General features: G+C 44.2%; 11 protein-coding genes. 1 reads left to right on the top strand and 10 read right to left on the bottom strand.

Annotated features, from left to right (window positions below; all coding sequences use genetic code 11):
- Nucleotides 1-64: 64 nt before the first annotated feature.
- The 10 genes from HXT47_RS01790 to rpsF form a co-directional block, all read right to left on the bottom strand.
- A complete protein-coding gene (locus HXT47_RS01790; protein WP_421789170.1) occupies nt 65-1,213 on the bottom strand; it encodes a PfkB family carbohydrate kinase in 1,149 nt (382 codons plus the stop codon).
- A 289-nt stretch (nt 1,214-1,502) separates the two neighbouring features.
- Nucleotides 1,503-3,941, bottom strand: coding sequence for an ATP-dependent DNA helicase RecG (locus HXT47_RS01785; protein WP_421789168.1), 2,439 nt, complete (start codon nt 3,939-3,941; stop codon nt 1,503-1,505).
- Between the two features lie 102 nt (nt 3,942-4,043).
- On the bottom strand, nt 4,044-4,238 hold the full coding sequence (gene rpmB / locus HXT47_RS01780) for a 50S ribosomal protein L28 (RefSeq protein ID WP_012913853.1): 195 nt from the start codon (nt 4,236-4,238) through the stop codon (nt 4,044-4,046).
- 128 nt (nt 4,239-4,366) lie between these two features.
- Nucleotides 4,367-6,718, bottom strand: a complete 2,352-nt coding sequence (gene fni / locus HXT47_RS01775) for a type 2 isopentenyl-diphosphate Delta-isomerase (RefSeq protein WP_421784605.1) — start codon at nt 6,716-6,718, stop codon at nt 4,367-4,369.
- 9 nt (nt 6,719-6,727) lie between these two features.
- Nucleotides 6,728-7,825 (bottom strand): diphosphomevalonate decarboxylase, encoded by a 1,098-nt coding sequence (gene mvaD, locus HXT47_RS01770; RefSeq protein WP_421784607.1) that lies wholly within the window; start codon nt 7,823-7,825, stop codon nt 6,728-6,730.
- Between the two features lie 135 nt (nt 7,826-7,960).
- The gene (gene mvk / locus HXT47_RS01765) at nt 7,961-9,208 is read right to left on the bottom strand and encodes a mevalonate kinase (RefSeq protein WP_421784609.1); all 1,248 of its coding nucleotides are present in this window, start codon (nt 9,206-9,208) and stop codon (nt 7,961-7,963) included.
- A gap of 549 nt (nt 9,209-9,757) precedes the next feature.
- Nucleotides 9,758-10,204: a 50S ribosomal protein L9 gene (rplI, locus tag HXT47_RS01760; RefSeq protein WP_004105397.1), complete on the bottom strand. Its 447-nt coding sequence runs from the start codon at nt 10,202-10,204 to the stop codon at nt 9,758-9,760.
- A 16-nt stretch (nt 10,205-10,220) separates the two neighbouring features.
- The gene (gene rpsR / locus HXT47_RS01755) at nt 10,221-10,469 is read right to left on the bottom strand and encodes a 30S ribosomal protein S18 (RefSeq protein WP_004105399.1); all 249 of its coding nucleotides are present in this window, start codon (nt 10,467-10,469) and stop codon (nt 10,221-10,223) included.
- A gap of 151 nt (nt 10,470-10,620) precedes the next feature.
- Complete coding sequence (locus HXT47_RS01750; RefSeq protein WP_419398920.1) at nt 10,621-11,220, bottom strand: single-stranded DNA-binding protein; 600 nt, start codon at nt 11,218-11,220, stop codon at nt 10,621-10,623.
- 154 nt (nt 11,221-11,374) lie between these two features.
- Nucleotides 11,375-11,671, bottom strand: a complete 297-nt coding sequence (gene rpsF, locus HXT47_RS01745) for a 30S ribosomal protein S6 (RefSeq protein ID WP_004574062.1) — start codon at nt 11,669-11,671, stop codon at nt 11,375-11,377.
- Nucleotides 11,672-11,723: 52 nt separating this feature from the next.
- Between rpsF and HXT47_RS01740 the strand changes: the two genes are divergently transcribed.
- A complete protein-coding gene (locus HXT47_RS01740; RefSeq protein WP_421789166.1) occupies nt 11,724-11,912 on the top strand; it encodes a hypothetical protein in 189 nt (62 codons plus the stop codon).
- Nucleotides 11,913-11,943 lie beyond the last annotated feature (31 nt).

The following is an 11,943-nucleotide window of genomic DNA, read 5'->3' as shown; positions in this document are numbered from 1 at the left end:
CTTCATAAACACATGTATTTTGGAAGCAAATCGTGACGAATGCACTTCGCATAAGAACGCAAAATTAAGCATGCTCATGAATATTCGTCATGCGTTGAGAAATAAGTTCTGGATTAAACGACTCATGTACAGGCTGCATAGATTCAGTATTCAAAGCTGCAGCAGCAACCGCAAATCTGCCAGTTTTTGAAGAATCAAATTCGTTATATCGCGCGTAAATAAGCGCCGCAGTAGCAGCATCGCTAGAACCGTTGTCGTTGCCGACTGCTTTAACACCAGCATTGCTATTTCCGCGAGTTAGCATCATTCTCTGGACGCGCTTGACTGGGACAGGATAGAACGACACTCCCTCATCTGCAACACCATAAGCAACTCCTGCGCGACCGGCATTTACAAATACACGTTTTATTCCACGCTTTAAAAGCACATTCGCACAGCGAATTGCAGAACGCTCGTCAACAGCATTAATGCCAGTTAAAGCCTGCGATTCAGCAGTATCTAAAATAAGAGTGTCAATACGAGACAATCTAGAAAGCACTCGAGGAGCTTTTGCATCCGTAACTGCACGAACAACAATAGGACGGCGATAACGGTCACATAGCCACTCAATTGACTTTTGCGGAATATTAGTATCCAACACCAAAATATCAGCATTTTCAATAATAGACATACGCTCACGCAAAAAATCAGGAGTCATGTGATCGTAAATACTCATATCGTCTAAAGCAAGCAAACGCTGACCAGAAGCGTCACCAACATACATGTACGAAGCAGTCATCGACTCAGGAAGTTGCTTCGCATAACCGATATCTAAGCCGTTTGCAGCAGCATCAATGCGGAAAAGTTCTCCGTTGTGATCGCCACCGTAGACAGAAACCATGCTTGTGCGAATATTAAGACGCTCCAACGCAACTGCAATATTCCTTCCAACACCGCCTAGCATGTAGCGCACGTGGGAGGCATTAGACGTGTAATCCATCAAATCTCCGCAAGCAATGCCAAGAACATCCATGCTAATTCCGCCAACAACAGTCACATAACTTGGAGGAGTAACAATATATCCCTTACCTCGTAAATAGCCTTTGCGAATTAAATTGGAAATATGAGCGGCCACACCTGAACGAGTAATTCCTGCGAGATTTGCAAGTTCCTGCTGGCTAATCATCGGGTTTTGTTGAATCCAAGTCAAGATTTGTTGTTCGCGTTCAGTCATTGTCGCCTCATCTCTATTGTGATTACAAATGATGCCTACTATCTAGGATATTCACAATTCTCATAATATGCACGTAAATTTATGTAATTTTGTTGTTTTTTTATATTATATCTAACAAAAGTTGATATTAATTATCAATTAAAAATAGTTTCTTACAGTATTTTTTACTAAATTAAGTGCATAAATATGCAATAATTTTTTCTTTATACTTTTCTTTATAGGATATTTTATTCATACAATATTTTAATTTTATAAGATATTTTGCGAGCAAATTCAGAACTTTAGAATTTTAATTGCTTACGATTTGCGTACTTCCGCCTCTCGTAAAATCAAGCACTGCACCTGCAAGATACGGCAACGAAACAAGATGAGCGTCTTTTTGCAAAGTCTCCAACGCATCTTCACGAGCCATAGCGATAATCTTTGCATCCTTAACAACTCGCAAAATCTTCAAACTCGAGCGACCACCCGACTGCTTATCGCCAAGAACATCGCCAACATTGCGCAATTCCAAATCTTTTTTAGCAATTACGGCACCATCTAGCGAATTTTCAACAACTTGCAAACGTTCTTGAGCAAGACTTCCATCCTCAGTTTGCGCAACCAAAAATGCCCAAGAATTCGTGCCACCACGCCCAACACGTCCACGCAACTGATGCAATTGCGCAAGGCCAAAACGATCCGCGTCAAAAATCACAATGCAACTCGCTTGAGGCACATCAACACCGACCTCAATAACCGTTGTAGCAACAAGAACTTGCACATCTCCGCGTGCAAAATGTTCCATCGTTTCGCGTTTTGTAGCATCATCGTCGCGACCAGTAAGCTTAGCAAAAGTAACGCCTTTAAATTGCGGCAAAGCTGAAAGCCGCTTCAAAATGCCGTTAACTGTGTGAAGTTTACGCAAAGAATCTGCGCTATTTTCTTCAGATTGATTAGATTGCACAGATTGCGAAACATCTTCAAAACCTTCAGATTCATCGCTATCAAAATCCCTAGCAGAAGCACTACCAGAATCCCTACCAGAATCCCTACCAGAATCCTCATTAAAATCATCATCAATATGCGCGCAAACAACATACGCACGCTCACCTGCATCAATGCGAGCACGAATATGCGCAAACATTCTCGCCATAGTATTCGCATCCGATTCTTGTACAACAAAAGTGCGAATAGGTTTTCTGCCTCCAGGCAATTCAGTTAAATATGAAGCATCCAAATCACCGAACCACGTCATAGCAGCAGAGCGCGGAATAGGCGTTGCAGTCATTACTAAAAGATGCGGTGTAAAAGACTTTTCAGCACTATCATGCGGATCTACACTCATTTTGCGTAACAAAACATCGCGCTGCTCAACACCAAAACGATGTTGCTCATCAATAATTACCAAAGCTAAATTAGTCGGCTTAAAAGTCGACGAGAACGCTGCATGAGTTGCAACAATAAGCGAAGGCTCTCCACTTGCAACACTCGCTAGCGCACGTCTGCGATCCGCAAGTCTCATGCCGCCAGTTACTACGATTACAGGCACTTTTAGATTCGCGCGCGAAATCATTTGTCGCAAGTTTTCGGCATGTTGAGACGCAAGAACTTGAGTAGGAGCCACAAGCACAGCCTGATAGCCTGATCCAACTGCTTCAAGCATTGCAGCGAGCGCAACAACTGTTTTTCCGGAACCAACTTCACCTTGAAGCAAGCGACGCATCGGATGGTTCTCACGCATATCGCGCACGATCTCATCAATTACATCTTTTTGACCTGCAGTAAGCTCAAACGGCAAACTTTCCACAAATTCATTTCTTAGAAGAGAATTATTACAGGATTTTGCTTGATTATCTTTAGAATCTTCACGAGATCGCAATACAGCTACTTGGGAAATAAAAGCTTCTTCATAGCGCAACGAGTCAACAGCTTTGTAAAATTCGTCAACTGATTGCGGATTATGAATTGAGTATATTGCTGACGCTCTAGTCATGAGGTTACGTTTTTTTAGCACTGATTCAGGCGTAATATTTGGGATTTGCAGGGATTCAGTAGCGCCAGCTGCGGAATCTTCAGAAACTGCGGAATCTTCAGAAAGTGCAGAATCTTCAGAAGCTGCGTAAAGTGCAGAAAGTATAGAAAGTATAGTTTCGTGAATATGCTCACTAGAGATTCGCGAATTTGCATGATACACGGGCATAGGCGCGCTCATACGCGCCAAACCATCTTCCACGCTTCTTACAGTATCGCGAGATTGATGTAAGCTATCGCTTTCTTCTACAGCAGATACGGTTAAAATTTGAGGATGCGTAAATTGCAATTTACCATTAAAAGCGCTAGACGTGCCGCCAACAACAACCATTTCGCCAACATGCATCTTTGCGGAAAGCCACTGAGCGTATTGACGATTTTTAGAAAAATAAATAAGTTGAGCTACTGCTTGCGTATCTTGCAAAACGTTAATTTCGATTCTAAAACCGCGACGAGCGTTCATAGGCACAACGTTAATTGACTGGACTTGCGCATAGAAAGCCACTTCTTCGCCAATTTTTACATCTTTTAAGTTCGCAATTCTCAATGGACTTGTGACTCTAAACGGGTAGTAAGTTAACGCGTCTTCGACTGTGACTATGCCCAAAGATTTTAATGCAGAAACGCGTCGCTTATTGCTGATTATTGTAGAAAGCGAAGTGTGCATTTTGGCTGAGTTCGTGGGCGTATTTAGCATATTTCGATTATAAATCATTCGCAATCAGGAATATAACGCGCAAGCGAAAAATATGCGAATACAAAAAAGCCCCGAGCAACACTCAGGGCCTTACAATTTAAACGCAATACAATGCGCGAATCACGCCTCAACGCGCTGAACCTTGCCAGCCTTAATGCATTTCACGCACACACGAAGGCGAACGTTCTCGCCATCAATGGTGGTGCGAACCGGCTGAAGGTTCGGGCGGAAGGTGCGCTTATTGCGGATATGCGAATGTGAAACAGTGAAACCAGTCTGAGGTCCCTTGCCACATACTGCGCAACGAGCTGCCATAATTGGACTCCTATTTTCTTTGACTTGCAAGTCTTGCGTCATTCAAACACACGAACTACTTACGCAAATTACTTACGCACATTGCATAAACAAATAAGCACGCTTGAACGCACAACTACACAAGTATATCACTTACCAAGACAATCCGCACGCACGAACTCAGTCTTTTCTTGTAAATCCTTAACTGTCTTGCATCCAAGAAGCGCCATAATCATCTTGATTTGCTTCTGCCAGTTATCAATTTGCAAAGAAAGCGCGTCCTCACCTTCATGCATAAGCGTATGCAAAAACTCGCCAGCAACACCAACTGCCGAAGCACCCAAAGCCAACGCGCGCACAACATCCAAAGGCGTGCGAACTCCTCCACTTGCAAAAATTTCCATATTTTTTAACGAATCACACTTGCGTATGTCAACTAGCGACTCAACAGTAGTAAGACCCCAATCAGCCAAATAATCACAGTCGCCTAAGTTCCTGCGAGCATTTTCTATTGTTACAAAATTAGTTCCGCCACGACCAGAAACATCTACAGTGCGCACTCCAACATCTTTAAGACGATGAACATCTTTAGCAGAAATTCCGCATCCAGTTTCCTTCACAATCACAGGCACTTTTAGATCTTCGCACGCATTGACAATAGACTCAATATTGCGCAACCAATTTCGAAAATCGCGATCGCCTTCTTGCATAACCAACTCTTGTGCAGCATTTAAATGCACTTGTAACGCATTCGCCTGAATCATGTTTACAGCACGCAATGCATCAGACGCGCTAGTTCCAGCGCTAACATTTGCCATCACAAATCCATGTGGATTTTCGCTTCTTATGACACTGAAAGTGCTGAGTAAAGTTTCGTCTCGAAGAGCAGCACTCAAAGATCCGCTCGCCATAGCAACAGAATTTTTTGCAGCAACTCTAGCAAGACTTGCATTCACTTTTTTAGCAGCGTCACTTCCGCCGGTCATTGCGTTAATATATATCGGCGAGCACCAATGCACAGAATCGCATACTTCGCTTCCTAGCACGTTCACGCTAGCGTCAATTTCTTCAAGCGCGACCTGTGGCAAAGCATTCGGCACAAAACGCACTTTGTCAAAATCTGAATCTGCACGAGTTTTATACTGCTTGTCCGCAAGCGCAATATGCGCGTCTTTTCGGTTTTGTATTGTGCAAGATTGAGCAGATTGCGCATTAGGCTCGCGACCCTCAGCAAACGCGTTTAATACAATATTTTCAGAAGGCTTACCAGTTCCAAAAATTTCCGTAACATCAATATTCAATGGCTTTATCCCATTGGCTTCCCAAGTAGATTTCATAGTTTCAATTACATTATTGTCATAAATTGTCGACAGCGCAATTGCGCAATCTCCCCCACCTGCACCGCTAGTTTTTGCAGGAATACCGGCACAAGTCGCAATTTCAATAAATTTTGCAAGTTCACGCGTTTCGATAACAGTTCCAGTAAGAGCACTTAATTTTTGCAACAACGCACGATTTTGAGCAAAACCGCTAGAAATTTCGCTTATTTCAAACTTTTCAATTGCGTGCGCAAGTTTTTGCACGCAAATCTCACTTTGTTTGCAAAAATCTTCGTAAGTAAAAGATTTAATTTTTTTGTCAAAAGCACTAGTTTCGACGCTACTTTCAGCATTACTTTCAACGTTACTTTCCGTACTAGTTTTAACGCTACTTTCTACGCTACTTACTAGCTTTGCGCTAGACGCAGGAGAACCAGTCCATCCGACTAAAAGTTTTAGCGACTTATCTGCATTTAAACGCTTAACTTCCAGGCGCGGCCACTTTTTGTGCAACAACTCACTGAAATCGGAGCATCCGGATTTTACTAGCGTAAGCTCAGCTTCAAGCCACTCGCGGTTATATGCGCGATACATAATCCAACCGCCATAAGAACTGGCGGCAACGTCTCCACCGCTTCCGGATTTTTTAACACTCGACGACGCAATTAACGCTAGCTTGCAAATTTCTGGAGTCGAAAGATTCAAATCATACCATTTGCACAACGCGCGAATAACCGCAACAATTACTGCAGCAGAAGATCCAAGACCGTATTTTCTACCAGTTTTTGCATCATCAAGTTCGCTAGAAATATGCACATTGTAACTTTTGCGGTTAATATTTGGCGCACATTCCTCACTAGCATAAGCGTCAACTACACTCATTGCTGCAAGCACATAAGCATATTTTCCGTCGTTTTGTATTTCAATACTTCCGTCGGATGCGCGCGCCCAAAGAAGCGGTTTATATTTTTCGCCATCTGAGGTAATTACACCACAATAATTTCTGCTACTAGGCGTATTTTTCTGCAAATTTTCGCGTAACTCTTCGTTTAAAGTTTCATCACTTACGCTAACCGTCACATAACGATTAACAGCAGCAACAATTGCAGCACAGCCGTCAACAACAGCATACTCGCCAGCAATATAAAGCTTTCCTGGGGCACTAGAGCGCACTTGAGTCATATTATCCGCCTATTTTAAACTCGTACTCACCGTCACAGCGTCACCTGGCAGCGCAATCGCAAATTTCGGCTCGCAATATTCTGTATTACAAAAAACGCTAGAATTACGCAAATCATCCTCAACTCGCGCACGCAACTGACACATTGCACGATAAGCATCATCTCCAGAAGTAAGCACCTTCACATTCGGACCAGCATCCATCGTAGACCACACCAGCCAACCATCTTTTCGCATATTTTTAACCGCTTCAAGCACAACATGCGTTTTGCTAGTCAAATAATTCACCGACGGAACAGCATTATGCATAGTTTCGTGCATTCCAAAAGCATTGCGCTCAACAACCTCTCCCAATTGCTCAATATCTGCTCGCTTAATTGCATCTTTAGCAATTTCAAGATCGTCTTTCGACTGCTCAACCCATTGCATATACGTTGGCGAAGTTTCAACCGTTCTGCGCATCGCTTCCCGGCTAGAAATCGGCTTTTTACTATCGTCCAAAGTAACAACAATCATAGCAAGGTTTAAATTTTTAAGCGCAACTTGTGCGTTTTCAATAGGCTCTGCGTAAGACGTTTCGTCGTCGCAACCTGCATGCCAAATTGAAAGTCCTCCAAAAATCGAACGACAAGCTGAGCCAGAACCACGTCTTGCAAGTCTAGAAAGTTCTCGTGGAGTTAGGTTTAATCCAGCAGCGTACGAGGCAGCAGACGCAAGAGCTGCAAAACCAGACGCGCTCGAAGCAAGACCGGCAGCAGTTGGCACAATATTATGCGAAACAACGCTTGCTTTCGTTGAAATTCCTGCAATTTCACGCACCAAATCGAGCATAGCGACTACGCGACGAAAAGTTTTTGCAGACGGCGAAATCTTTTCATTATCTAAAGTAAAAGTATCTTGTTCAAGATTATTCGCAAAACTTACGCTTGTAGTTGTAGACAAATCCGAAAGTGTGAGAGAAAGCGAGGAAGTATAAGGCAAAATCAGCTTTTCGTCGCGCTTACCCCAATACTTAATCAGCGCAATATTCGCGTTTGCTTTAGCAAAAGCTGAGTTGGGTGAAAGACTAGCGTCAAACGTTATTTTTGGCTGAATTTCAACATTTTGCATGCTGTTCCTTTTGCGGCAGATACGTAATTCTCGTTTGTTAATGTGCTAAGCAATATTTTAGCAAAACAGTGCGCACAAGCTTCTTTTATTTAAGCAACTGCAAAGTTTATGCCACATTTCAAGTAAAAATAAGATTCAATTTATTGCAGAATCACCTATATTCACAATCCACGTATCGCAAGCACCGGCATTTTTAAAAGCTTCACTCACTCGCTTAGCTGCATCCTCGCTATCAGCCAGCGCAATTACGCATCCTCCGCCACCTCCGCCAGTAAGCTTTGCACCCAACGCGCCATGTTGGCAAGCAGCATCTACCAGTGCGTCAAGTTTCGCAGTGCTTATGCCCAAATCCGCCAAAATACGGTGCGCGAAAGTCATTTGCTTACCCATATTTTCAATGCGACCAAACGCCAAATCATCTTCTGCAACAGCCGCAATCTCCCCCAATTTATTGAGCTGCGCTCCAACTTCAACAGGATTCGATTCCAAACGAGAACGCAAAGCTTCAACTGTTTCGCGAGTCATTCCTTTGCATCCAGAATCCGCCAAAACAAGCCACGCACGCATGTTAATTTCCATGCGATCAAAACAGCCACGACTAAAACGCACAGGCCAGGAAGCAGCAGTTGCAGTTGCATCCAAGCCTGAAGAACGCCCGTGAGCCACGCACTCAGCAGTCTGCGTCAACTTAAAAATCTCATCATCGCTAGCTGCAACGCCATAATAGTCAAGAATCGCACGAATTACAGCACCGGCAGCGGCAGCAGACGAGCCAAGACCTCGTTCTGCTGGAAAATCAGACTCAGTAAAAATGTGCAAATTCTCACCGCTCCACCCTGCAAACTCTAGCGACGCGCGGATTGCTGTTCGTATGCTATTAAAGCGCGCAGGAATTTCGGAAAGTTTGCCAGTAAAGTCAAGGCACGAAAGAATTATATGTGAGTCGAGATTCGTAGTAGATGCTGAAGATTCGCGCGGTGCAGGTGCTAAAGATTCGCGTGGTTCAGACGCTGAAGATTCGCACGAAGCAGGCGCTAAAGATTCGTTGCAACTAGTTACAACAGCGCGCATACGCAAGTTTTTAAGCGGCAAAGCTATTGCAGAATGGCCATAAACTACGGAATGTTCGCCGAAAAGAATAACCTTCGCGCAAGTTTCGCCGTAACCTTTGTGATTGCTGTATTTTATTGCGTTTTCGAGATTTGCACTTACGAGATTTTCGCTTACGAGATTTTCGCTTGAAAGATTTGCGCTTGCTGAATTCGTAATTGCGGAATTTTTACAAGCATACTCTTCGTCATTGCGAATAGCAGATATGCTGGCATCTTGCGCTTTTGCGTTCATACTAAGCTCGTCAGCCAGTTCATATTTGCTTTTCAGCACAGTTTGTATCTCCTTTATAATTCGCAATTTTCCAACTGTTCCAATTTAGTAGAGTAGAACTTAAAAAACTACGTTACGCACGTGACACTTACAACACATTCACATTTGGAAACGGCAGAAACTGCGCAGCTGTGTAAAGTAAAGGTCGGCTACGCGCCAAAAACGGCAGAAACTTTACGCGAGTGTAAAGGAAAAGTCGGATACGCGCGAAAATGCGGCAGAAAGTTTACACGAGTGTAAAGTTTTGGTCGGATACGCGCCAACAAACGGCAGAAACTGCGCAGCTGTGTAAAGAAACGGTCGGATGCGCGCGAAAAAACGGCAGAAACTGTGCAGTCGCGTAAAGAAAAGGTCGCGCGGGGAATAGAAATGTAAAACCGACCAGCGCGCACCAATAAAAAACTCTGCGCAGCATCGCAATGAGAAAACTCAATGCAACACAAACGCAGAGCTAATGCTTAAGTTCAATCCACATGTATTACAAGCAGAAAACCACTAAAAGCAAGAATCTGCTTGCTGCAACATGTTTTGTAAAATTCACAAAGCTACTTACTCAGCCACAACCTTAACAGTGAAGGAAGCGGTGATTTCCGGATGCAACGTTACGGTTGCTGGGAACTCACCAGTGGTCTTAATAGTAGCAACCTTAATTGCGCGAGCCTCAACTTGAGCCTTGGAAGCCAAAGCAGCAGCAATCTTATCGGCAGAAACGCCACCGAAAAGCTTGCCGGATTCGGAAACCTTAGCAGAAAGCTCCACAACGGTGCCTTCAATCTGAGCCTTAGCTGCAACTGCCTCTTCACGAGTGGCAACAGCCTTGGCAAGACGAGCGCGACGCATTGCTTCAATCTGGGAAGCAGCACCCTTGTTCCATGCAAAAGCAAGACCCTGAGGAATCAGGTAGTTGCGTGCATAGCCAGCCTTAACTTCAACAACGTCACCAGAGTGACCGAGGTTGGCAACAGTCTTGGTAAGAATAACCTTGGTTTCAGCCATATTCCTATCCTCTCAATCAGCGACCGGTAGTGGCGTAAGGAAGCAAAGCCATTTCGCGAGCGTTCTTCACTGCCTTCGCGATCTTGCGCTGTTCCTGCACGGTTACGCCGGTGATACGACGGGAACGAATCTTGCCGCGGTCAGAAACGAACTTGCGCAGCAAAGCAACGTCTTTATAATCAATTTCAGTAATCTTGGCAGCCTTCAAAGGATTTGGCTTCTTTTTGAAAGGCTTGACCGGTGGTTGCGGCCTTTTGCGTGACATAAGATGTCCTCTCTCAAATCCGTTATGCTTTTTGTTCGCATAACATTTAACTGATGATGTATTTATAAGGATTAAGTAAGCGCGTAAATAAATGCGTAAATAAGTGCGTAAATAAACAAATAAATACGCTATCTATAGCTCAACTAAAACGCTAGAACTCAGGTTCTTCAGAATCGCCACCAAAATCAGAATTGGCGCCGAAAGTTGAAAAACTATCGTTTGTTGGCGCAGCAGCACTCCATGGATCAGCAGCTGAAGAACTTGCGGCATGCTGAGAAGCCTGGCTAGCAGCATAATTTGCTCCGCCAGCATAACCTGCACCAGCAGCACCAGCAACTGTACCAGCAGCATTTACTGCACGCGAGCCACCAGCAAAACCTGTTGAAGAGCTTTGGCGGTTAACTTGCGCAGTTGCATAACGCAAAGATGGACCAATTTCGTCAACTGTAAGTTCAACAACTGTGCGATTCGAGCCGTCTTGCGCTTGATACGAACGCTGCGACAACCTGCCTTGAGCAATCACGCGCGTGCCTTTAGAAAGGCTGTTTGCACAATGTTCTGCCAAGTCTCTCCACGCTGAGCAACGCATAAATAATGCAGGCCCGTCCTCGAACTGATTCGTATTACGATTAAACGTTCTAGGTGTGGATGCAATGGTAAAGCTCGCAACAGAAGCACCGTTGGAAAGTGCCCTTAATTCAGGATCCGAAGTGAGATTTCCCACGACGGTAATAATTGTTTCACCTGCCATATCGTGCCTTTTCTTTCTCGCTTTACTCGTAATCGCATGTTAGTTAGCAATTACTGGCAATTTTGTGCGCAACTTATGCGCGGTTGTTTACGTATTTATTTAGCTTAACTAGTTTTTATTTAATTCACTAGAGCTTACTTAGTTTTGCTAGTTTTTACTTAGCGTCCTTGCGAAGAATCTTCGTGCGGATTACAGATTCGTTAAGGTTCAAAACACGGTCAAGTTCGTCACTTACAGATGGCTCGGCAGTGTAGTTCACCACAACGTAGTTACCTTCGGTTTTGCCTTCAATTTCGTAGGCAAACTTGCGGCGACCCCAGTAATCGGTACCGTCAACGGAACCGCCCTCGTTGGTGACAAGCTCAAGATACTGCTCGGTCAACTTCTTAAGACCGTGCTCATCCAGCTCAGGATTTGCAATGAACATCAGTTCATACTTATGTGCAGACATCACCCACCTCCTTCGGACTATCGGCTGTGGACCTTCCACAGCAGGAGTGTGTTTGCAAAATATGCGCGATTGTTTGATGATAAGCACCAAAACCGCACACAACTTCGCTATTTTACAGCACGCTCGTGACGACGAGAGTTACGCGCTTAAACGATGGTGTCAGGCGGCAGAAACTTTACAGCGGCGTAAAGTTTCGGTCAACTACGCGGCAAAAGGCGACAGAAACTTTACAGCGGCGTAAAGTTTCGGTCGGATACGCGCGAAAAAACGGC

Source organism: Gardnerella sp. DNF01205 (assembly GCF_049244135.1).
GTDB lineage: Bacteria > Actinomycetota > Actinomycetes > Actinomycetales > Bifidobacteriaceae > Bifidobacterium > Bifidobacterium leopoldii.
The sequence above is the reverse complement of the archived record's forward strand: the minus strand, read 5'-3'. Positions and strand labels throughout refer to the sequence as shown.

What these genes read in the sequence shown, in the direction of transcription:
- HXT47_RS01790 (WP_421789170.1), bottom strand. Translation starts at nt 1,213, where the DNA reads ATGACTGAACGCGAACAACAAATCTTGACTTGGATTCAACAAAACCCG.
- HXT47_RS01785 (WP_421789168.1), bottom strand. Translation starts at nt 3,941, where the DNA reads ATGATTTATAATCGAAATATGCTAAATACGCCCACGAACTCAGCCAAA.
- rpmB (WP_012913853.1), bottom strand. Translation starts at nt 4,238, where the DNA reads ATGGCAGCTCGTTGCGCAGTATGTGGCAAGGGACCTCAGACTGGTTTC.
- fni (WP_421784605.1), bottom strand. Translation starts at nt 6,718, where the DNA reads ATGACTCAAGTGCGCTCTAGTGCCCCAGGAAAGCTTTATATTGCTGGC.
- mvaD (WP_421784607.1), bottom strand. Translation starts at nt 7,825, where the DNA reads ATGCAAAATGTTGAAATTCAGCCAAAAATAACGTTTGACGCTAGTCTT.
- rplI (WP_004105397.1), bottom strand. Translation starts at nt 10,204, where the DNA reads ATGGCTGAAACCAAGGTTATTCTTACCAAGACTGTTGCCAACCTCGGT.
- rpsR (WP_004105399.1), bottom strand. Translation starts at nt 10,469, where the DNA reads ATGTCACGCAAAAGGCCGCAACCACCGGTCAAGCCTTTCAAAAAGAAG.
- HXT47_RS01750 (WP_419398920.1), bottom strand. Translation starts at nt 11,220, where the DNA reads ATGGCAGGTGAAACAATTATTACCGTCGTGGGAAATCTCACTTCGGAT.
- rpsF (WP_004574062.1), bottom strand. Translation starts at nt 11,671, where the DNA reads ATGTCTGCACATAAGTATGAACTGATGTTCATTGCAAATCCTGAGCTG.